The organism is Luteolibacter sp. Y139 (genome assembly GCF_038066715.1).
Lineage (GTDB): Bacteria > Verrucomicrobiota > Verrucomicrobiia > Verrucomicrobiales > Akkermansiaceae > Haloferula > Haloferula soli.
Genome location: NZ_JBBUKT010000001.1, coordinates 693096 through 712856, shown reverse-complemented (window position 1 = coordinate 712856; position 19761 = coordinate 693096). Strand labels below are relative to the sequence as shown.

The window sequence follows — 19761 nt, the reverse complement described above, 5'->3', positions numbered from 1 at the left end:
CATGCGCTGGCTCAAGGTGCCTCATATTCGAGGTGTTCAAATCGGCGGGATTCATCGCTGTCATGGTGGATCATGCGAGTGACGCATGATGGTGCGTGCTGCTCATCGGGATGAGCGCGACCCACAAGTTTCATTGATGCGTGGCCAATTGGACGGCCAGCGCCGCGGCCACGATCGCGAAGAAGATGGCGGCGCATTTCCAGAAGAGCACCGGGTTCCGCTCGATGAGCGGCGCGCTGTCGCGGTGCCAAGGGCGGACCTTCTGCGGATTCGAGAGATCGAACAGGAGCTCGCTGAAGTGCGAGTAGCGATTTTCCGGCAGGATCGAGCAGGCGCGTAGGATAACCGCATCGAGCCACGGGGGGATGAGGGCGTTGTGGGAGCTTGGCGGTTTCGGGTCGCGGAAGACGGGTGTCTGGAATCGCTCGATTTCTCCGAAGGGCAGCTGGCCGGTCAGCGACTCGTACAGCGTGACGCCGATGGAGAAGATCTCGGTGCACTCATTGATCGGTGCATTCTTGAAACGCTCGGGCGCGAGGTAGCTGGCCGTGCCGGCCCGGGAGTGGTGGGAGAAGACCTCGCAACAGGAGCCGAGGTCGATGAGCTTGAAAAACACCGAGTCGTAGGCGGAGCCGATGAGGATGTTCTCCGGCTTGATGTCGCCATGGACGAGATCGTGGCGGAGCAGGCGGATGCATGCATCGACGAGGAAGCCACCGAGCTGCACGGCCTCGTCCACCTGGAGGCGGCGTTGTTTGAGAAGATTCGCGAGGCCGGGGGCATCGACGAACTCCATGATATAATAGAGCGAGGTGCGGACCGGGTTTTCCCACGCCTTCACGAAAGGCGGGTCGGACGAGAAGCGCACGGCATTCCACGTTTCCTTGAGGAAGGCGTGGGTGATGGGCGGCTGATCGACAGCTTCGAGGGGCGCGAACTTCATCACCTGCCGGCAGCCTTCGCGCTCGGCGAGCCAGCAGCGGTCATTGGCACCGAAGGATCGCAGGAGCGTCCAGCCATCGTGCTTTTGACCGGAGGCGAGTTTTTCGGGGATGGGGAGCTGGTGATCCTCGCGGCGCTCGGACCAGCCGAGGGACTCGATTTCGATCCGGATGGCGGCGCAGTCGTCGCGCGTTTCATCGGACGATGCGTCGCGGGCCTGCTTTGCGATGTGCCGGGCAGAGGTTTCGGCGAGCAGGCTTTGCTTCAGCTCGTCATCGGAGAGGTGGTGATGGATGCCGTCCGAGCAAAGGAAGAGGATGTCGCCGGGCTCCAGCGATAGCTTGTAAGTGGTGGGATTGAGTTCCTCCTCAGCACCGATGGCGCGGGTCAGGCAGAGGGGATTCTCCGGATCGATGTCGTCCTTGGTGAGCTGGGTGAGTTCGCCACCGCGCAATAGATAGACGCGGGAGTCGCCGATGCCGAGATGGGTGAGGAAACCCTCATCGTATAGCGCGATGGCCAAGGTGCAGACCATTTCCGGACGGCCGAAGCGCGCGTTCGATTCGTTCCAGAGGGTACGGTTGATCAGGCGGACGGTTTCACGGAGTGCCTTGCCCGGAGTCCAGCTCAGCGGGTGGCTGCGGAAATGGGTGGCCACCAGCGAGACGGCGTGCTCGGCTGCCTCGCGCGCTGCGGGAGCGGTGCCTGCGCCATCGGCGAGCGCTGCGAGAAAGCTGCTGTTCCACGACGTCAGCGAGACGGCGTCCGAGGAGGGACGTTCATCATCGCGGGGCAGGGCGTGAAACGAAGAGCGGATCTTCATGCGGGAGAAACGAAGCGAGCCGGGAGACTCGCTCCCGGCTCTTTTTTCACCAATCTCGAACCATGGACAAGGATCGCTCGTTTAGATCCGGGCATTCGCCATCGCGCCCCACGTGGTGCGCCAGCGGGTTTTCACCAGTGCCAGACCGGTGACCGCCACGAAGCACAGCGCGGAGAAGGCGATGAAACCCAGTGCGCAGGAGCCGAAGGTCTGCTTGGCCAAGCCAAGCGAACTCGCGAGGTAGAAGCCGCCGACACCGCCGCCACAACCGACGAGGCCGGTCATGACTCCCATGTCCTTGCCGAAGCGCTGCGGCAGAAGTTGGAAGATGGAGCCATTGCACATGCCGAGCGCGGCGCTCACCAGAATGAAGAGGACGACATTCGGCCAGAACGAGTGGATGCCCGCGGCAATCGTCAGCAGGGCTCCGGCGACGGAGTAGAGGACGAGCATCGAGCGGATGCCACCGATACGGTCGGAAATCGCGCCGCCGATCGGGCGGGCGAAGGCACCCACTGCGGTGCAGGCTGCGGCGAAGTCACCTGCTTGCACTGGGGACAAGCCGAACTCGGAGCGGAAGTAGAGATTGTAGTAGCTGGCGAGACCGACGAAGCCGCCGAACGACACGGTATAGTAGAAGCAGAACCAGTGAGCGTCCTTCTCCTTCAGCAGGCGTGCGTAGTCGGAGAGCTTTTTCTTCACCACCTCGACCGGAGCGTCCTTCGAGAAGATCGCGTAAACGGCGAAGGTGAGCACCGCGGGAATGAGTGCGAAACCGAACACTGCCTGCCATCCATAAACCGCGGCGAGGCGCGGGGCGATCAGGCTATCGAGAACCACGCCGATATTGCCGGCACCGGCGAGGCCGAGCACCACGCCCTGCATATTCGGCGGATACCAGCGGCCGGCCTGGGGAAGGGCGACGGCGAAGGAGGCACCGGCGATGCCGAGGGTGAAGCCGAAGACCAAGGTTGCTTCGAAGTTCTGCAGGCCGAAGATCCATCCGCAAGCCAGCGACGCCATCACCAACAGCTGGGCGATGATGCCAGTGGTCTTTCCGCCAATGCGATCGACCAGCAGTCCCATGACGAGTCGCAGGATCGCACCTCCGAGGATGGGAATGGCGACCATCAGGCCCTTTTGACCGGCGGTCAGATGAAGACTTTCCGCGATCTGCGGCCCGAGCGCGCCGAGGAGCGTCCAGACCATGAAGGAGAAGTCGAAGTAGAGGAATGCCGTGAGCAAGGTCGGCCAGTGGCCGGATGACTTGAGGTCGCTGAGTTTCATCGGTTCGTGTGCTTGAAAAAGCACCGGCCGGGCCAGCAGCGGGAAAAATCATGGGAGTGATTCATCGGGAGATCATGGCTTCCATGAATGGGGAGCATGATCGTGTCGGGGAAATCCCCAATGATCCTTCTCCCCTCATCAATCAAAGTGTGTGAAGAGAGATGGCTCTCGCGAGAGGCGAGAGCGAAGGAGGGGTCGGGCGCTGTGATTCGCCTTTTACGCGGGCAGCAGGATCTTCTCCGACGCGCGGTAGAGGTCCTGACGGTAAAGCCGGGTGAGCGGTGCGGCCGTGGTTTCCGGCAGCAGGCCTGCGCCGCGCATTCCGGAAAGGAACCACGAGGCCTTGTCGGCGGTGGGGCAATTCAGGTCGCCGCCGTAGAAAAGGTGAAAGTCCGAAGCGTCGATGTTTCCACGGCCGGAATCGAAGACGGGGCCAAGGCTATTCCGCAGGGTGGCCGGGGAGCAGCCGGTGTAGGCTGGCTTGGCGAGGATGGTGATGAGCTCGTTCCGGAAGGCCGGATCCTGGCACATGCGGCAGGCATGAAGCAGGGCGGCGCCGAGTGCGACACAATCGTCACGACTGTCGCCTGCGAACTCGCCGGTCACGAGCAGGACCTTTTCCGGGTGACCGGTGGCGAGTTCTGCTGATGTGGCGGGGCACCAGCCCTGGCCATTGAGAATGCTTTCGGAATTCCATGGCTCGCCGACGCAGTAGCCGTCGATATGTCCCGCGGATAGATTCCGCGGCATCAGCGGTGGCGGGAGGAAAACGATCTCGGCATCGCGTCCCGGCTGGACGCCGTGACGGCGCAGCCATGCGTGGAGCAGCAGATGGTGAGAGGAAAAGCGGTGGGCGGCGGCAAGCGTGAACGGCCGGTTTTTCCGCCAGCGGTGAGACAAATGAGCCGCCAGGCCTTCGCCGCGGCGGATCGATTCCGGCGGCAGTTCGCGGGAAAGCGTGATGGCGTTGCCGTGGGCGCTGAGGACTAGCGGGACGGCGATTTCACGGCGCATCTTGTTCAGTCCCAAGGCGAGATAGAAAGCGAGGCCGGCGATGGATTGGGCGGCATCGAGCTCACCGTAGGAAAGCATGTCACGCACGGTGGCCCAGCCGGGCTGGCGTGAGAGGCGGACATTGAGCCCATAGCTCTTGAAGAGACCCAATTCGTGAGCCACCGCCACCGGCGCGCAATCGTTCAGCGGCACGAAGCCGAGCCGGATTGGCGAACGGGATTCGATGATGTTGGGGCTCTCTAGGACCATGAGGGGATCTGCGTAGCGGAAAGGGTGCCAACCCGGCGGCCTTGGCATGTCCCGTGCTGACTTGCAGACGAATTTTCGATGAGACCGGTTCATGACTGACCTGCTGCCCGACCTGCGACAACTCCGTGCTTTCGTGTCCGTGGCGGACGAAGGGAGCTTCACGCTCGCCGCCAAGAAGCTGTTTCTGACGCAGTCGGCGATCAGTCACTCGATGAAGGCGCTGGAGGATAGCCTCGGGTGCCGTCTGTTAGAGCGACTGGGGAAAAAGACCGTCCTCACGGAGGAGGGGGAGGTGTTTCTGCGCCGCTGCCGCAGGGTGCTGGGCGAGCTGGAAGATGCGGGGCGGGAGCTGGACGGGCTAAAGCGCTGGGGGCAGGGACGCATTCGCATCGGTGCGCCGCATTCTCTCTGCCAATTCCTGCTGCCGACGGTGTTGCGCGAGTTTCGCGACTGCTTTCCGCGCTGCGAGCCGACGATCGAGGCTGACGATACCATCAAGCTCCTGGAGAAGATGGAAGACCACGATCTGGACATCGTGCTCGGCATGCGTCCTCGAGTGGGCACCACCGAGTCCTATCGTCCGCTTTTCCGCGATAGCCTGACCTACGTGGTGCCGCCGATTCATCCCTGGTCCGAGACGGGGCGTGCGGACCCGGAGGATCTCGGGAAAGTCCAGTTCATCATCTACGCCCGCGGCACTGAGACGCACCGGCTGGTGGAAGAGCACTTCGACAAGCTCGGCGTGCGGCTGCGGCCACCGCTGGTGTTGGGTGACATGGAAGCGATCAAGGGCATGGCGAAGATCGGGCTCGGCGTCGGCCTGGTCGCCCCGTGGGTGGCCAAGCGGGAGTTCGACGATGGCTCACTGATTCGCATCCCGGTGTCCGGTGAGCCGATCGAGCGCGAGTGGGGGATCTTCTACAAGTCGGACCGCTCACTGAGTTTGATCGAGGAGACATTTGCTGGCATTGCAGAAATGGTGGGCAGTGAATTGAGTGAACCGAGCGTGTGAGATCGAGGTAGCAAAGATTGCCATTCTCAATGAGTGGCATCGGATTATCGATGCACGCTGATGACACATGGGCCGCATGATGCGTTCCATGTCGGACCATCGAATCGTCATCACCGAAGCTACCGGGGAAATCCGCGAGCGCATCTATCAGGCGAGGCATGCCATCTATGCGTTGGAGATCGGGCAGCACTTGCCGAATCCGGAGGAGAGGCTGACCGATGCGCTTGATACCTCGAACCGCTACTTCGCCGCGATGGATCACGGCGAACTGGCGGGTTTCATCAGTGTCACTCCTCCGGGTGTCGCCGGGTATTCGATCGACAAGTATTTTGCTCGCGATGAACTGCCTTTCCCCGTGGACGACGGCCTCTTCGAAATCCGTTTGCTCACGGTGCTTCCCGAGCATCGCTCTTCGGAGTTGGCAGCGGCTTTGATGACAGCCGCGTTTCGCTGGATCGAAGCTCGCGGCGGGACTCGCATCGTTGCCATTGGACGCCGCGAGGTGAAGGCGATGTATCTGAAAACGGGCATGATCGACGCGGGACGGTCGATCAAGGCTGGAGCCGTTTTCTATGATTTGCTGCACGCCGAGGTCGCGGTCATTCGCACGAAGGCGGATCGGAACACCAGGCTGCTGGAACGCATCGAGGCTTCAGTGGATTGGCAGCTTCAGGTGCCCTTGAGGAAACCGGCCGCATGTTTTCATGGTGGAGCGTTCTTTGGCGCGATCGGGGCGGATTTTTCGTCACTGGAGCGTCGCCACGCGATCATCAATGCGGACGTGCTCGATGCGTGGTTTCCTCCGGCCCCGGAGGTGATCGAGTCCTTGCGCGAGCATCTTCCCTGGTTGATGCGAACCTCGCCGCCGACCGGCTGCGAGGGGCTCGTGGCGGCGATCGCCAGGGCGCGCGGCATTCCGGAGTCGTGCGTGCTTCCCGGCGCGGGTTCGTCCGATCTCATTTTTCGTGCGCTTCCTAGATGGTTGACGCGGCAGTCGCGAGCGGTATTGCTGGATCCCACTTATGGCGAGTATGCGCATGTGTTGGAGAAGGTGATCGGCTGCAAGGTGGAGCGATTTCCTTTGGAACGGAGGGATGGCTATGAGGCGAACTTGGAGAAATTGGTGGGATGCGTGGCTTCCGGCCCGGATCTCGTGGTGCTGGTGAATCCTAACAGCCCGACCGGTCGCGGGCTCGCGATTGCGGAAGTGGAGACGCTGCTGAAAGCGGCACCATCGCGGACGCGCTTCTGGATCGATGAAACCTACATCGACTACACCGGTGAAAGCGTGGAGCGGCTGGTGCCGTGTTACGAGAACCTGATCGTGTGCAAGTCAATGTCCAAGGCCTATGCGCTCAGTGGGATGAGGGTCGCTTACCTTGCGGCTGGCCCGCGGCATTTCGAGGAGTTGCGCGCGTTCACGCCTCCTTGGGTGGTGGGGCTACCATCGCAGGTTGCGGCGGTGAAGGCATTGGAGAACTCGAACTACTACGAACGTCGTTGGAGGCAGACGGCGATGCTCCGGAACTCGTTGGCGGGAAATCTCCGAGGGCTCGGTTGGGATGTGATCCCGGGATCGGCGAACTTCCTGCTCGCCCATCTGCCGGAGGACGCCCCAAGCGCCCGCGAGGTGGTGACCCAGTGCCGGCAGCGCGGCCTCTTCCTTCGCGACGCGGCAGCGATGGGTTCGCGGCTCGGCGAGCGGGCGATCCGGATCGCGGTCAAGGATGCCGCCACGAACCGGCGGATGGTGGGAATATTGGCGGACATCGCGGGATCGACGGATCGAGCGGCACGGTCTTCAATGAGCTCGTGCGCGAGCTGATCCTGAACGAGGAGATCTACACCCGGGTGATCGGGGAACTGGTGCCGCAGGCGCGGCGCTTCCTGTGGATCGTGACCGCGGACATCAAGGACCTGCACGTGCCGCGCGGGAAGCGGGCGGTGCCCTTTCTGCAAGTGCTCGCGGAGCTGGTGGAGGAAGGGGTGGCGGTGCGCTTGATCCATGCGAAGGAACCGGGTCCGCGGTTCCGCGCGGACTTCGACCGTTATCCGGTGCTGGTGGAGAGCGATCTCTTCGAGCGGGTGCTGTGTCCGCGTGTGCACACAAAGGCGGTCATCGCGGATGGGAAGAAGGCCTTCGTGGGCTCGCCGAATCTTACCGGGGCCGGCATGGGGGCGAAGCATCGGGACAAGCGGAACTTCGAGGCAGGCTTTCTTACCGATGAGAGAGAGGATCTAGAGAAACTGGTCGGCTGGGTGGATGAGTTGTTCCTCGGCGAGTTCTGTGGGAAGTGCCGGTTGCGGGACAAGTGTCCGGATCCGTTGGATGGGGAGTGACGCGGCTAGCCACAGCAGAGGTTGTCTCCTCCATCCTCCATCGCCTTCGGATCGGGACGCTTCCAATACGAATACTGCGGAGTCCAATCATCCTCGCTAAGGCCTGCAAGCGACAGGATGGACCAGAGGCTGCAGAAGGCGTCACCGGGTCCGAACTCCGCGGATCCTTTCCGGAAGATCTTCCCGTCGATCTTCTGATAGCAGGCGATGCCCGGCATATTGTCGTCGCCCGGTGTCACGGTTTGCTCTTTCGCGTAAGGGCCGCCGCCGTGCGAAGCCATGCGGAAACGCCAGCCGCGCGAGTGGGCCATGCGCTGCTGGATCTCTGGCGAATCCTTGGAAAGCAGGACCAGTGAGAACTTGTCCTCGAGATGGGGAACGAAGCCATTCAGTCCATCGGCCCACAGCGTGCAATAGCGGCAGCCTTGGCCCATGTTGTGGATGGCGAACAGAATATCCTTTCCCGCGAATAACGAGGAAAGCGTGACCGGTCCCGTCAGGGTTTCGAGAGTGTAGTCGGGGATCTCAGCGCTGAGGACCGCTTCCTTCCGCAGATTCGCCAAGCGCTGTGAAAGCTCCATCACCTGTCTCTCCAGCTCGGCAATTTCCGGATTCATGGAAACATGGAGTAGTCCTGTATCGTCCCTTTGTCCAGAAGACGCCAAGACTACGAACTCTTTGAGACTTGCGCGACGATCTCGTAGCTGTGCTTGCGATCCTCGTGCCGGTAGAAGCCGGAGTGGATCATGAGTTCGTCAGCGCCGGTGGCGGCGACGACTTCTTCGAGCTTCGCTTTCACGGTCTCCGGACCGCCGATGATGGCGGCTCCGAGATGCTCCGTGACCGCGGCTTTCTCGGCGGCGCTCCAGCGGAAGTCCATCGTTGGGACGGGAGGCGGGACCGGGATGGGAGCGTGGCGGATGAGTTGCAGGATCATCTGCTGGACGGAGGTCGCGAGATGGCGTGCTTCCTCGTCCGTGTCTGCGGCGATGACCGGTAGGCCGACCATGGCGTAAGGCTCGGGCCAGGCGGCGGAGGGTTGGAAGTTCTCGCGGTAGATCTTGAGCGCTTGATGCAGCAGGCGGGGCGCGAAGTGGGCGGCAAAGGCGAAGGGGAGGCCCATGAAGGCTGCAAGCTGCGCGCTGAAGGTGCTGGAGCCGAGAAGCCACACGGGCACGTTCGAATTCGCGCCGGGGATGGCTTTCACCCGCTGCGCTGCGTGAACCGGGCCTAACAGCGAGATGAGTTCCTGGACTTGATTCGGGAAGTCATCGGCTGCGGTGGGATCGCGGCGAAGGGCGCGGGAGGTGGTTTGGTCGGTACCAGGGGCGCGACCGAGGCCGAGATCAATGCGACCCGGAAACAGGGCTTCCAAGGTGCCAAATTGCTCGGCGATGATCAGCGGCGGGTGATTCGGCAGCATGATACCGCCGGAGCCGACGCGGATGGTGGTGGTCGCCGCCGCGACGTGGCCGATGAGGACCGACGTCGCGGCACTGGCGATGCCGGGGATATTGTGATGCTCCGCCAGCCAGAAGCGCTTGTAACCGAGCGCTTCGACATGGCGGGCGAGGTCGGCGCTATTGCGGAAGCTGTCCGCGACGGTGCCGCCTTCCACCAGGGGTGAAAGGTCCAGCACTGACAGGGCGATGTCCGCGAGGCGCTTCATGGTTTAGGCAGGCTGGCCGAGTTCTTCCAAGGTCGGGTAGTCGAGATAGCCTTCGCGGCCGCCGCCGTAGAACTTGGAGGCGTCCGGCTCATTGAGGGGCGCATCGATGGCGAGGCGTTCCACGAGATCGGGATTGGCGATGTAGAGGCGGCCGTAGGAGATGGCGTCGGCTTCATTCGAAGCGAGGAGTTGTTCGCCCTGCTCCTTGGTGAGTTCCTGATTTGCGATGAATGAACCGGTGAAGGCCTTGCGCATCGTCTTGCTGACGCGTGGGTCGGCACCGAGCGGTTCCCGGACGAAGAGGAAGGCGATGCCGCGGGCGGTGGCTTCGCGGGCGATGAAGCCGTAGGTGGCCACGGGATCGGAGTCGTCGTCGCTGTTCGGCGAAAGGTGCAGGCCGACTCGGTCCGCACCCCAGACCGCGATCGCGGCGTCGATGGCCTCCAGCATGAAGCGGGCGCGATTCTCAATGCTGCCGCCGAAGGAATCGGTGCGCTGATTGATGCGGTCGTTCAGGAACTGGTGCGGCAGGTAGCCGTTCGCGCCGTGGATTTCCACGCCATCGAAACCGGCGGCCATGGCGTTCTCCGCGGCCTTGCGGTAGTCTTCGATGATGCCGGGGATCTCGGAAAGTTCGAGTGCGCGGGGCGTAGGGTATGCGCGTTGCGGGCGTCGCAGGCTGACGTGCCCTGCTGCCGCGATGGCGCTGGCGGAGACTGGAAGCTCACCATTCAGATAGTCCGGGTCGGACACTCGGCCGACGTGCCAGAGCTGGGCAATGATGCGGCCGCCGGCTTCGTGCACGGCCTTCGTTACGAGCTTCCAGCCTTCTACTTGTTCGGCGGACCACAGGCCCGGCGTATCAGGGTAGCCGACGCCCTGTGGCGAGATGGAGGTGGCCTCGGCGAGGATCAGGCCGGCGGAACTACGTTGCTTGTAGTACTCGGCCATCATCGCGTTCGGCACGCGGCCTTCGCTGGAGCGGCAGCGCGTGAGCGGTGCCATGACGACGCGGTTCGGGAGATCCCATGCGCCGATGCGGACGGGTTCGTGAAGCTTGGACATGATTCGTTCCTTTCGTTTCGGTTCAGTTCTTCAAAGAGGCCATGTCGATCACGAAGCGGTATTTCACGTCGCCCTTCAGCAGGCGGTCATAGGCTTCGTTGACCTGTTGGATGGAAATGATTTCGATCTCGCTGGTGATTCCCTTCTCGCCGCAGAAATCGAGCATCTCCTGGGTCTCCGCGATGCCGCCGATGGCGGAGCCGGAGAAGCTGCGGCGAGGGAGCAGGAGATTGAATGCGGCGACGGGAAGCGGGTTTTCCGGAGCGCCGACAAGGGTGAGATTGCCGTCGAGCTTCAGCAGCTGGAGGTAGGCATTGATGTCGTGATCGGCGGAGACGGCATCGAGGATGAAGTCGAAGCTCATGGCGTGCTTGGACATGGCGGCGGCGTCCTTGGAGATCACCACTTCATCAGCACCGAGCTTCAGGCCATCCTCCACCTTCGATGGCGAGGTGGTGAAGAGCACGGTGTGGGCGCCGAGGGCGCGGGCGAATTTCACGCCCATGTGACCGAGGCCGCCGAGGCCGACAACGCCGACCTTTTGGCCGGGGCCGACCTTCCAGTGATGGAGCGGCGAGTAGGTGGTGATGCCGGCGCAGAGCAAAGGTGCGACCGCAGCGAGATCGAGATTGGACGGGATCTTCAGCGTGAAGGCTTCATCCACCACGATGGAGTCGGAATAGCCACCGTAGGTGATGCCGCCGAGGTGCTTGTCCTGGCCATTGTAGGTGAACGTGGGGAATTGGAGGCAGTATTGCTCGGTGCCGCTTTCACAGCTGGAGCAAGTGCGGCAGGAGTCGACCATGCAGCCAACGCCGGCGAGATCGCCTTCCTTGAACTTGGTGACATGGGCGCCGACCTTCGTCACGCGGCCGACGATCTCGTGGCCGGGCACGCAGGGGTAAATGGTATTGTGCCATTCATTGCGGGCCTGGTGGAGATCGGAGTGGCAGACGCCGCAGTAGAGGATCTCGATGTGGACATCATGCGGGCCGGGTTCGCGGCGCGTGATGGAGAAGGGAGCGAGATCGGAGGTGGCGGTCTGGGCGGCGTAGGCTTTTGTGGTGCTCATGGTTGGGGCGGGAATCGGTTGGGTTTGAGTAGTTGTTAGAACAGGCTGTGGAGCAGGCCGCCTTCGGCACGGAGCGCGGCGCCATTGGTGGCGGCGGAGCGCGGGCTGGCGACGTAGGCGACGAAGGAGGCAATCTCATCGGTCTGGATGAAGCGGCGCAGCAGCGAGTTCGGGCGCATGGTGGTGAAGAACTCCTTCTCCACCTGCTCCGATGGCTTGTTCTGATCGCGGGCCAGGTCTTTCACGAATTGCTCCACGCCTTCCGACCAAGTCGGGCCGGGCATGATGGTATTCACGGTGACGCCGGTGCCGGTGGTGAGATTGGCGAGGCCGCGGGCAAGCGAGACCTGCATGGTCTTCGTCACGCCGTAGTGGATCATCTCAGCGGGGACGTCGGAGGAGGATTCGCTGGAGATGAAAATGATGCGGCCCCAGTCGCGCGTCTTCATTTTCGAGAGGTAGGTGCGGCTGAGGCGCATGCCGCTCATGAAGTTGGTCTCGAAGAAGCGATACCAATCGGCATCCGGGATTTCCTCAAAGGGCTTCGGTTCGAAGATGCCGAGGTTGTTGACGAGGATTTCCACATCAGGGAATTCGGCGGCGATCCGGTCGGACTCTTCGACCTTGCCGAGGTCACCGGCGAAGCTTTCGAGCTTCGCGTCGGGGAATTCGCCACGGATGGCAGCGATGGCTTCATCGACGCGGGCTTGGGTGCGGCCATTGATGATGACGCGGGCACCCTCGGCGGCAAGGGTCTTGGCGATGGCGAGGCCGATGCCGGCGGTGGAGCCGGTGACGAGGGCAAGTTTGCCGGTGAGTTGGAGGTCCATGGTTTCCGTGGGTTGAGGGGCTCAGGCGATGGGCGAGGGATTTCGCTCGAAGTTGGCTTGATGGAAATAGGGATATGCTCGTGGTGTATCGCTCGCGGCGTCGAGTTTGGCCACTTGCTCTTTTGTAAGGTTCCAGCCGACGGCGCCGAGGTTCTGGCGGAGCTGCTCTTCGTTGCGTGCACCGATCACGATGGTTGAAACGGTCGGGCGCTGGAGCAACCAGTTGATCGCGATTTGCGGGATGGTCTTGCCGGTTTCGGCGGCGATTTCGTCAAGAGCATCGACGACGCGGTAGAGGTATTCGTCGTCGACGGGCGGGGCGACGTCGACATTGAGCTGGGATTGCAGGCGGCTCTCCTTTGGCAGGGGAGCGTCGCGGCGGATCTTGCCGGTGAGCCGTGCCCAGCCGAGCGGGCTCCAGACGACCGCGCCGACCTTTTGATCGACGCCGAGCGGCATCAGTTCCCACTCGTAGCTACGGCCGATGAGCGAGTAGTAGGCCTGGTGCGCGACGTAGCGGGCCCAGCCGTATTTCTCGGCGATGGCGAGCGACTTCATGAGATGCCAGCCGGAGAAATTCGAGACGCCGATGTAGCGGATCTTGCCCGCTTTCAAGAAGCCATCGAGCGTCGCGAGTGTTTCCTCAACCGGCGTCTGTGCGTCGAAGCCATGGAGTTGGAAGAGGTCGATGTAGTCAGTGCCGAGACGCTTCAGGCTGGCCTCAATCGCGCGGGTCAGGTGATGGCGGGAGGAGCCGATGTCGTTCGGACCTTCGCCCATGCGGAAGGTGGACTTGGTGGAGATGATCACCTCATCGCGGCGGCCGGCGATGGCCTTGCCGAGGATTTCCTCGGCCTGCCCGGCGGAGTAAACGTCGGCGCTGTCGAACATGTTCAGCCCGGCTTCCAAGCTGATGTCGACGAGGCGCTTGGCGTCCTCGACCTGGCTATTGCCCCAGGCGGAGAAGAGCGGGCCGCTGCCGCCGAAGGTGCCGGTGCCGAGGGTGAGAACGGGGACCTTCAGGCCGGAGCCGCCGAGAAATCGATGTTCCATGGTTGAGGTGAGCTGGGGTGGGATTGGTCGTTCGGTATTGTTCGAACTTCGTCGAACAACTAGCGCGGCTTTCCCCGGCGTCAAATTTTAATTTCGATCATTGTCGAACAATGAAGCGGTGCTAGGTTGTGGCGCGATGAAACCCTACAGCCATCCGCAACTGCGCGAAGTCACCCTCCCGATGGTGATGCAGGCGCTGTCGGATCCGATTCGGATCGAAATCCTGCGGTCTCTGATGGATGCGGGGGAATTGGCCTGCGGTGACATCCCGCTGACGATTTCCAAGGCGACGGTTTCGCACCACTTCGCGGTGCTGCGGGAGGCGGGGCTGATCGTGACACGCACGGAAGGCACGCGCTGTTTGAATTCCGTGCGGCAGGAGGAATTGGAGGAGCGGTTTCCGGGGCTGATTGACTTGGTGATTTCGGAAAAGGCGAAGAAATCCGGGAAGAAGGCGAAGGTCTGAGTGCTCCCAGTTTCCGGTGTTCCCGGCAGGCGCTTTTTTGGTGCGTCGTGCGGGGAGCCCGCTAGCTTGGCAGACGCTCCATGAAAACCTTCTCGCTTCAGGTCAACGGCCAGCCCCGCACGGTGGAGGTGGCCGAGGATACGCCCCTTCTGTGGGTGCTGCGCGATCACCTCGATCTCGTCGGTACGAAATTCGGCTGTGGCATGAGCCTGTGCGGCGCGTGCACAGTGCATCTCGACGGGCAGGCAGTGCGCGCCTGCGTAACTCCGGTATCGGCGGTGGGTGAGCGCAAGGTGACGACGATCGAGGGACTTGCCGCGAATGGGAAATTCACCGCGCTCCAGCAGGCATGGTGCGATCTGGATGTCGCGCAATGCGGCTACTGCCAAGCCGGGCAGATCATGTGTGCCACCGCCTTGCTGAATGAGAAGGCGAGCCCGACCGACGAGGATATCGATCTTGCGATGTCGGGGAATCTCTGCCGCTGCGCCACCTACAAGCGCATCCGCCAAGCCATCCATACCGCTGCCACGAAATGAACACGCCCACCCTTGATCGCCGCGGGTTTTTCCGCGTGACCGCGCTCGCCAGTGGCGGGTTCCTGCTCGGCTGGAATGCAGAGGCTGCGGAGGAAGCGGCTGCTGCCGCGGCTACGTTTTCGCCGAACGCCTTCATCCGCATCACGCCGGAGGGGCTGGTGACGATTTTCTCCAAGAATCCGGAAGTGGGACAGGGGATCAAGACCTCGCTGCCGATGATCATCGCCGAGGAGCTGGAGGTGCCATGGGAAAAGGTGACCGTGGAGCAAGCGCCGGTGAATCAGGCAGCCTTCGGTCAGCAGATGGCGGGCGGAAGCATGTCCACGCCGTCGAACTACGACAGGCTTCGCAGGATGGGAGCGATCGCCCGCACGATGCTGGTGGAAGCGGCGGCGAAAGAGTGGGGTGTGCCTTCGGAAGAATGTGAGGCGGTGGCTGGCGAGGTGATCCACAAGGCGAGCGGCAAGAAGCTGGCCTATGGGGCTCTCGCTGCGGCGGCATCGAAGCTGCCGGTGCCAGATGAGCGCTCGGTGAAGCTGAAGAAGGTCGAAGAGTTCAAGCTGTTAGGAAAGCGCGTCACCGGGGTGGACAATCCGAAGATTGTCACGGGCCAGCCGCTGTTCGGGATCGACCAGAAGCCACCGGGACTGAAATACGCGGCGTATGTGCGCTGTCCGGTATTCACCGGGAAGGTGAAGGAGGCGGATCTGGATGCAGTGAAGAAACTGCCGGGCGTGACGGATGCCTTCGTGATCGAGGGCGCGGGCGATCATTATGGCCTTATGGCGGGTGTCGCGATCATTGCGATCGACACGTGGAGTGCTTTCAAGGCGAAGGATGCGCTGAAGGTTTCGTGGGAGTCCGATGCGAAGGAGAGCTTCGTGGAGCATGCCAAGAAGGCAGCGGAGGCGATGCCGGGTGAAGGCAAGGAGATCCGCAAGACCGGTGCGCCGGATTTTCCCGACGATGGAAAGACGGTCAGCGCGGAGTATCACTATCCGCATCTGGCGCACGCGAACCTGGAGCCGCAGAATTGCACGGCGGTCTTCAAGGATGGCGCGCTGGAGATGTGGGCGCCAACGCAGAATCCGGGATCGGGCATCGATGGGATTTCTCGTGCGCTGAAGATTCCCAAGGAAAAGATCACGGTGCACATGACGCGGATCGGCGGTGGCTTCGGACGGCGCTTGATGGGGGACTTCATGGTGGAGTGCGCGGCGATCGCGCAGAAGCTGAATGGCACGCCGGTGAAGCTGACGTGGACGCGCGACCAAGATCTCGGCCACGATTACTATCGGGCCGGCGGCTGGCATCGTTTCCGCGGGCGCGTTGATGAGGCGGGCAAGCTGGTGGCGTGGGCGGATCACTTCGTGACCTTCGGCCTTAACAGTGATGATCGTCCGGGCAATGGCGCGGATCTGGGTGGCGATGAGTTTCCGAGCCGCTTCGTGCCAAACCTACTGCTGGAGCGGACGATTTTCCCGAGCAACACCCCGCTGGGTTGGTGGCGGGCGCCGGGATCGAATGCCTTGGCGTGGGCGATCCAGAGTTTCGTCGATGAGATGGCGCATGCGGCGAAGAAGGATCCGCTGGAGTTCCGCCTGGAGCTGTTAGGGGAGGATCGCGAAGTGCCGCCGAGCGGGGGCCGTGGCACTCCCTACAATGCGACCCGCATGAAGGGCGTGCTGAAGCTGGTGGCTGAGAAATCCGGCTGGGGCGAGAAGCTTGAGAAGGGGCGCGGCCGTGGGATCGCCTTCCATTTCAGTCACCTAGGCTATGTCGCGGTGGTGGCGGATGTGACCGTGAGCAAGGACGGCAAGCTCAAGGTCAACAAGCTCAGCGCGGGCGTGGATGTCGGGCCGATCATGAACCTGAGCGGTGCGGAGAATCAGGTGGAAGGCTCGATGATCGATGGCCTGAGCGCGGCGTGGTTCCAGGAGATCACGGTGGAGGAGGGGGCGGTGCAGCAGAAGAATTTCCACGAATACCGGCTGCTGACGATGAAGGATGCGCCGCAGGTGGAGGTCCACTTTGCCAAGTCGGACTTCCCGCCGACGGGCTTGGGCGAGCCGGCGTTGCCGCCGACCGCGCCGGCGATTACGAATGCGATCTTTGCGGCGACGGGCAAGCGGGTGCGGGCGTTGCCGCTGGCGAAGCAGGATCTGAGTTGGACTTGAGCGGAGAAGCGGCGAATTTGTGAATCTGAAACCGGGGGGACAGGAGTGTCCCCTCCTCATCCATGAACGACTGGCCATTCCTCGTTGACTTCGCCCGGCGGCAGCGGGGTGGGCGGTTGGCGCTGGCCACGCTGGTGGCGCGGGAGGGATCGAGCTACCGGCAGCCGGGAGCCCGGATGTTGATCGCGGAGGACCTTTCGTTCTGTGGATCGCTGAGTGGCGGGTGCTTGGAGGAAGGGATCGCGAATACGGCGCGGAAGGTTTTTGCCGATGGGAAGGCGCAGCGGATGGTGATCGATACTCGTCCGCACTTCGGGTGTCCGGGGAAGCTGCATGTGCAGGTGGAAGAGATCGCGACGGAGCTGATCGAGCGGATCGAATCGGAATTGAGGCAGCGGCGGAGCTTGCTGCTGGTGACCGATCCAGAGGGGACGCGGATGGCTGCGGGAGAGACGGGAGATTTGTTAGAAAAGGTGGTGCCGCCGCCGCGGCTGATTGCGGTGGGCTGGACGCCGGACATGGAGCCGGTGCTGGGATTTGCGGCGACGCTGGGATGGGAACTGCACCGGGTGCTGCGCGATCATCGGATGACCGGCGACACGCCCGCGGTGGCAGGAGAAAGCATCCATGTGCTGGCGGCGGAAGAGATGATCCGAAGCTTCCGGCCTGACGCTGCGACGGCGGTGCTGGTGATGACGCATCATCTGGCGACCGACCTTGCGTTCCTGCGCGAGATCTTGCCCGAGGGCTATGGGTACATCGGCTTGTTAGGGTCGAAACGCAGGCGTGAGACCTTGTTGGCGGAGCTGGGTGAGCTTGGCTTGTTAGAAGATCCGGTGGTTACCGAGAGGCTGCATGCGCCGGTGGGCTTGGATCTGGGAGGACATCATCCGGCGACGATTGCGCTGGCGATCGTGGCGGAGATCCAGGCGGTGCTGGCGGGAGCGAGCGCGGGATTCCTGCGGGACAAGACGGGGACGATTCATCCGCAGGCCATGTCGCTGGGATGAAGATCGGCGCGGTAGTGTTGGCGGCGGGGAAGGCAAGCCGGTTCGGTGCGCCGAAGCAGTTGCTGGAGATCGATGGTGTCAGCTTGATCGATCGCTCGTGCCGGACGGCGTTGGAGGCGGGTTGTGGGCCGGTATTAAGGGTGCTGGGGGCGCATGCGGAGTCGATTTTGGAGAGGCCGTGTCCGGAGGGCGTGGAAACGCTGGTGCATGCGGGATGGGAAGAGGGCATGGGCAGCTCGCTGGCGGCGGGGGTGAGTGATTTGTTAGAGCGAGCGCCGGAGCTGGAGGTGGTGGTGGTGATGCTGGCGGACCAGCCGATGGTGACGGTGCGGTTGTTAGAGGAAATGAGAGGCCGGCTTTGCGAGGCGAGCATTGTCTTGTGCGACCATGGTGAAGCTACCGGGCCGCCGGCTTTGTTCGGGGCACAGCACTTTGCCGAACTGATGGCCTTGCGCGGGGATCGGGGGGCGAAGGCGGTGGCGGTGAATCACCGGACGGTGACGGTGCCATTTACTGATGCCGCATGGGATATCGATTCTCCGGAGGCGTGGGAGCGGTTCTTGAGGCGGTCGAGGGGCTGACAACTGGAAGCCCTAGAGACCAAAGACGGCTGCGCCGCGGTTGTCTGTTAGACCCGGGAATTACTCTTGTGGCCGCCAGTTCGGGGCAAGAATCGCGGTGATTTCCAGGTGCGTCTTTCCGTCAGGGTGCTTCTTGCGGGCGAGTTGCAGCACGGGTGCGCAGGGCCGGCCCCATTCGGTGGCGGCGGCGAGGGTCTTGTGAAGGTCCGAGCCGGTGGGGACGAAGGCGTATTGATCGCGCTCGGGCAACGGTGGATCGACCCGGAAGGCGGTGAGCTTGGTGCTACCGGGAAACGGTGGGTCGAAGTAGTGGGTATTCCTGACCAGCAGGTGAAAGGATCCGGCGTCGCTGCCCTCGCCAGTGGCGAAGCGGCGGAAGTGGTCGTCGCGGAACTCGACGAAGGTTTCCCAGTCGACCCTCCAGCCTTCGGGGGTTTTCGCGATGGCGACGGGGAAGCCCTTCGGGAAGGTCTCGGTGCCGATGAGGTAGGTGAAGAGGTCGGCGCCCTTTTCGGGGTCATCGTGCGAGGCATCGACGACGAGCGAGAGGGGGTTGGTGGGGCCGTCCGGCATGGCGGCGTAGTAGGCCTCCATCTTTTTCGTGACGCGCTCGGGGTGAAGGACGTGCTTGGCGCGCGATGGCCAGTCGGGCGCGGAGAGGAAGGCCTTGAGGGCGGCTTCCGGGGCGGCGATGACCTTGAGCGGAGGCGGCTCGGGTTCGGCCGGATCTGGCTCCGCGGGTTGAGGCGGAACCTGGGGTAGCGGTTCGGCTGGAGCGGGAGGCGTAGCGGGCGATTGCTGGGGAGGCTGCGAGACGACGGGTGGTTCTTGTTCCGGGGTTGGGTCGGCCTTCGCGGGTGAGGGAGGCAGCGGAGAAGCCGGAGCCGTGGGCGGGTGGACCGAGGAGGAGAAGAGCGGGACGTCTTTTGACGCGAGGCTGTAGCCAGCGATGAAGCCGGCGGCGGCGGCGAGGACGGAGAAGAAGAGCAGGAGGACCATGACCCATACCGGGCCGATGCCTGATGAGAATGCTTTGGCGGCTGGGGCGACCTCGCGTGGTGGTAGAGCTGGTTTTGGCTCCTTGAGCGGGGGAGCGGAAAAAGGAGCGGAGGACTCTCTTGGCGGAAGAGCGCGGGGCTCGGACTTTGGAGAGGGGTCGAGGAAGAGCGGGGGAGGGCGGAGTTCGACGCCGGTAAATGCCGGCGGCTCGTGTTGAGGCTCGGGCTCCGGCAGAGGCTCCGGCAGAGGCTCCGGCAGAGGCTCCGGTTGGGGTTCCGGTTGAGGCTCCGGTTGAGGCTCCGGTTGAGGCTCCGGTTGAGGCTCCGGTTGAGGCTCCGGTTGAGGCTCCGGTTGAGGCTCCGGTTGAGGCTCCGGCTGGGGCTCCGGCTGGGGCTCCGGCTGGGGCTCCGGTTGGGGCTCCGGTTGGGGCTCCGGTTGGGGCTCCGGTTGGGGCTCCGGTTGCGGGGCTGTTAGTTCGGGAGCCCGGTTGCTGAAGGGATTGAAGGGGTCGGAGTCGCGGGAGGGCCGCGGGGGCGCGACAGGGATGGCGGGCGCGGCGGCTAGGACTTGAGGAATGGGGGCGACGCGATACGCGCCGATGCCGGTGCTCAGGTCAGGACAGATGATCTCCTG

General features: G+C 63.1%; 18 protein-coding genes. 8 read left to right on the top strand and 10 right to left on the bottom strand.

Annotated elements, in window-relative coordinates; genetic code table 11:
- Nucleotides 1–130 precede the first annotated feature (130 nt).
- The 3 genes from WKV53_RS03090 to WKV53_RS03080 form a co-directional block, all read right to left on the bottom strand.
- Complete coding sequence (locus WKV53_RS03090; RefSeq protein WP_341402882.1) at nt 131–1765, bottom strand: bifunctional protein-serine/threonine kinase/phosphatase; 1635 nt, start codon at nt 1763–1765, stop codon at nt 131–133.
- Between the two features lie 81 nt (nt 1766–1846).
- Entirely contained in the window at nt 1847–3052 is a 1206-nt protein-coding gene (locus WKV53_RS03085) for an MFS transporter (protein ID WP_341402881.1), read from the bottom strand.
- Nucleotides 3053–3268: 216 nt separating this feature from the next.
- A complete protein-coding gene (locus tag WKV53_RS03080) occupies nt 3269–4315 on the bottom strand; it encodes a CmpA/NrtA family ABC transporter substrate-binding protein (protein ID WP_341402880.1) in 1047 nt (348 codons plus the stop codon).
- 91 nt (nt 4316–4406) lie between these two features.
- Here WKV53_RS03080 and WKV53_RS03075 point away from each other — a divergent pair, with 91 nt between their 5' ends.
- The 3 genes from WKV53_RS03075 to WKV53_RS03065 all read left to right on the top strand — a co-directional run bounded on the left by WKV53_RS03075 (nt 4407) and on the right by WKV53_RS03065 (nt 7667).
- On the top strand, nt 4407–5327 hold the full coding sequence (locus WKV53_RS03075; protein WP_341402879.1) for a LysR family transcriptional regulator: 921 nt from the start codon (nt 4407–4409) through the stop codon (nt 5325–5327).
- Nucleotides 5328–5415: 88 nt separating this feature from the next.
- Nucleotides 5416–7152, top strand: a complete 1737-nt coding sequence (locus WKV53_RS03070) for an aminotransferase class I/II-fold pyridoxal phosphate-dependent enzyme (protein WP_341402878.1) — start codon at nt 5416–5418, stop codon at nt 7150–7152.
- Nucleotides 7140–7667: a phospholipase D-like domain-containing protein gene (locus WKV53_RS03065; protein ID WP_341402877.1), complete on the top strand. Its 528-nt coding sequence runs from the start codon at nt 7140–7142 to the stop codon at nt 7665–7667. Before WKV53_RS03070 ends, WKV53_RS03065 begins: the two co-directional genes overlap by 13 nt.
- A gap of 5 nt (nt 7668–7672) precedes the next feature.
- Here WKV53_RS03065 and WKV53_RS03060 read toward each other — a convergent pair whose 3' ends face one another.
- From WKV53_RS03060 to WKV53_RS03035, 6 genes are read right to left on the bottom strand one after another with little or no spacing between them, the layout of a single operon-like run.
- Complete coding sequence (locus WKV53_RS03060) at nt 7673–8284, bottom strand: DUF899 family protein (RefSeq protein ID WP_341402876.1); 612 nt, start codon at nt 8282–8284, stop codon at nt 7673–7675.
- Nucleotides 8285–8334: 50 nt separating this feature from the next.
- Complete coding sequence (locus tag WKV53_RS03055; RefSeq protein ID WP_341402875.1) at nt 8335–9336, bottom strand: LLM class flavin-dependent oxidoreductase; 1002 nt, start codon at nt 9334–9336, stop codon at nt 8335–8337.
- A gap of 3 nt (nt 9337–9339) precedes the next feature.
- On the bottom strand, nt 9340–10401 hold the full coding sequence (locus tag WKV53_RS03050) for an alkene reductase (protein ID WP_341402874.1): 1062 nt from the start codon (nt 10399–10401) through the stop codon (nt 9340–9342).
- 22 nt (nt 10402–10423) lie between these two features.
- Nucleotides 10424–11473: an NAD(P)-dependent alcohol dehydrogenase gene (locus tag WKV53_RS03045; RefSeq protein WP_341402873.1), complete on the bottom strand. Its 1050-nt coding sequence runs from the start codon at nt 11471–11473 to the stop codon at nt 10424–10426.
- A gap of 35 nt (nt 11474–11508) precedes the next feature.
- Nucleotides 11509–12303, bottom strand: a complete 795-nt coding sequence (locus WKV53_RS03040) for an SDR family NAD(P)-dependent oxidoreductase (protein WP_341402872.1) — start codon at nt 12301–12303, stop codon at nt 11509–11511.
- A gap of 21 nt (nt 12304–12324) precedes the next feature.
- Nucleotides 12325–13356 carry an aldo/keto reductase gene (locus WKV53_RS03035; protein WP_341402871.1) on the bottom strand — a complete coding sequence of 344 codons (1032 nt, stop codon included), beginning with the start codon at nt 13354–13356 and terminating at the stop codon, nt 12325–12327.
- Nucleotides 13357–13492: 136 nt separating this feature from the next.
- Between WKV53_RS03035 and WKV53_RS03030 the strand changes: the two genes are divergently transcribed.
- The 5 genes from WKV53_RS03030 to WKV53_RS03010 all read left to right on the top strand — a co-directional run bounded on the left by WKV53_RS03030 (nt 13493) and on the right by WKV53_RS03010 (nt 18129).
- The gene (locus WKV53_RS03030) at nt 13493–13822 is read left to right on the top strand and encodes an ArsR/SmtB family transcription factor (protein WP_341402870.1); all 330 of its coding nucleotides are present in this window, start codon (nt 13493–13495) and stop codon (nt 13820–13822) included.
- An 80-nt stretch (nt 13823–13902) separates the two neighbouring features.
- Nucleotides 13903–14361: a (2Fe-2S)-binding protein gene (locus WKV53_RS03025; RefSeq protein WP_341402869.1), complete on the top strand. Its 459-nt coding sequence runs from the start codon at nt 13903–13905 to the stop codon at nt 14359–14361.
- Nucleotides 14358–16538 carry a xanthine dehydrogenase family protein molybdopterin-binding subunit gene (locus WKV53_RS03020; RefSeq protein WP_341402868.1) on the top strand — a complete coding sequence of 727 codons (2181 nt, stop codon included), beginning with the start codon at nt 14358–14360 and terminating at the stop codon, nt 16536–16538. Before WKV53_RS03025 ends, WKV53_RS03020 begins: the two co-directional genes overlap by 4 nt.
- A gap of 62 nt (nt 16539–16600) precedes the next feature.
- Nucleotides 16601–17548 carry an XdhC family protein gene (locus WKV53_RS03015; protein WP_341402867.1) on the top strand — a complete coding sequence of 316 codons (948 nt, stop codon included), beginning with the start codon at nt 16601–16603 and terminating at the stop codon, nt 17546–17548.
- Nucleotides 17545–18129 carry a nucleotidyltransferase family protein gene (locus WKV53_RS03010; protein ID WP_341402866.1) on the top strand — a complete coding sequence of 195 codons (585 nt, stop codon included), beginning with the start codon at nt 17545–17547 and terminating at the stop codon, nt 18127–18129. The genes WKV53_RS03015 and WKV53_RS03010 overlap by 4 nt, the downstream gene beginning before the upstream one ends.
- A 60-nt stretch (nt 18130–18189) precedes the next feature.
- On the opposite strand, the gene WKV53_RS03005 is transcribed toward WKV53_RS03010, so the two are convergent.
- Nucleotides 18190–19128: a hypothetical protein gene (locus WKV53_RS03005; protein WP_341402865.1), complete on the bottom strand. Its 939-nt coding sequence runs from the start codon at nt 19126–19128 to the stop codon at nt 18190–18192.
- Between the last annotated feature and the right edge of the window lie 633 nt (nt 19129–19761).

What these genes read in the sequence shown, in the direction of transcription:
- WKV53_RS03090 (WP_341402882.1), bottom strand. Translation starts at nt 1,765, where the DNA reads ATGAAGATCCGCTCTTCGTTTCACGCCCTGCCCCGCGATGATGAACGT.
- WKV53_RS03085 (WP_341402881.1), bottom strand. Translation starts at nt 3,052, where the DNA reads ATGAAACTCAGCGACCTCAAGTCATCCGGCCACTGGCCGACCTTGCTC.
- WKV53_RS03080 (WP_341402880.1), bottom strand. Translation starts at nt 4,315, where the DNA reads ATGGTCCTAGAGAGCCCCAACATCATCGAATCCCGTTCGCCAATCCGG.
- WKV53_RS03075 (WP_341402879.1), top strand. Translation starts at nt 4,407, where the DNA reads ATGACTGACCTGCTGCCCGACCTGCGACAACTCCGTGCTTTCGTGTCC.
- WKV53_RS03070 (WP_341402878.1), top strand. Translation starts at nt 5,416, where the DNA reads ATGTCGGACCATCGAATCGTCATCACCGAAGCTACCGGGGAAATCCGC.
- WKV53_RS03060 (WP_341402876.1), bottom strand. Translation starts at nt 8,284, where the DNA reads ATGAATCCGGAAATTGCCGAGCTGGAGAGACAGGTGATGGAGCTTTCA.
- WKV53_RS03055 (WP_341402875.1), bottom strand. Translation starts at nt 9,336, where the DNA reads ATGAAGCGCCTCGCGGACATCGCCCTGTCAGTGCTGGACCTTTCACCC.
- WKV53_RS03050 (WP_341402874.1), bottom strand. Translation starts at nt 10,401, where the DNA reads ATGTCCAAGCTTCACGAACCCGTCCGCATCGGCGCATGGGATCTCCCG.
- WKV53_RS03045 (WP_341402873.1), bottom strand. Translation starts at nt 11,473, where the DNA reads ATGAGCACCACAAAAGCCTACGCCGCCCAGACCGCCACCTCCGATCTC.
- WKV53_RS03040 (WP_341402872.1), bottom strand. Translation starts at nt 12,303, where the DNA reads ATGGACCTCCAACTCACCGGCAAACTTGCCCTCGTCACCGGCTCCACC.
- WKV53_RS03035 (WP_341402871.1), bottom strand. Translation starts at nt 13,356, where the DNA reads ATGGAACATCGATTTCTCGGCGGCTCCGGCCTGAAGGTCCCCGTTCTC.
- WKV53_RS03030 (WP_341402870.1), top strand. Translation starts at nt 13,493, where the DNA reads ATGAAACCCTACAGCCATCCGCAACTGCGCGAAGTCACCCTCCCGATG.
- WKV53_RS03025 (WP_341402869.1), top strand. Translation starts at nt 13,903, where the DNA reads ATGAAAACCTTCTCGCTTCAGGTCAACGGCCAGCCCCGCACGGTGGAG.
- WKV53_RS03020 (WP_341402868.1), top strand. Translation starts at nt 14,358, where the DNA reads ATGAACACGCCCACCCTTGATCGCCGCGGGTTTTTCCGCGTGACCGCG.
- WKV53_RS03015 (WP_341402867.1), top strand. Translation starts at nt 16,601, where the DNA reads ATGAACGACTGGCCATTCCTCGTTGACTTCGCCCGGCGGCAGCGGGGT.
- WKV53_RS03010 (WP_341402866.1), top strand. Translation starts at nt 17,545, where the DNA reads ATGAAGATCGGCGCGGTAGTGTTGGCGGCGGGGAAGGCAAGCCGGTTC.
- WKV53_RS03005 (WP_341402865.1), bottom strand. Translation starts at nt 19,128, where the DNA reads ATGGTCCTCCTGCTCTTCTTCTCCGTCCTCGCCGCCGCCGCCGGCTTC.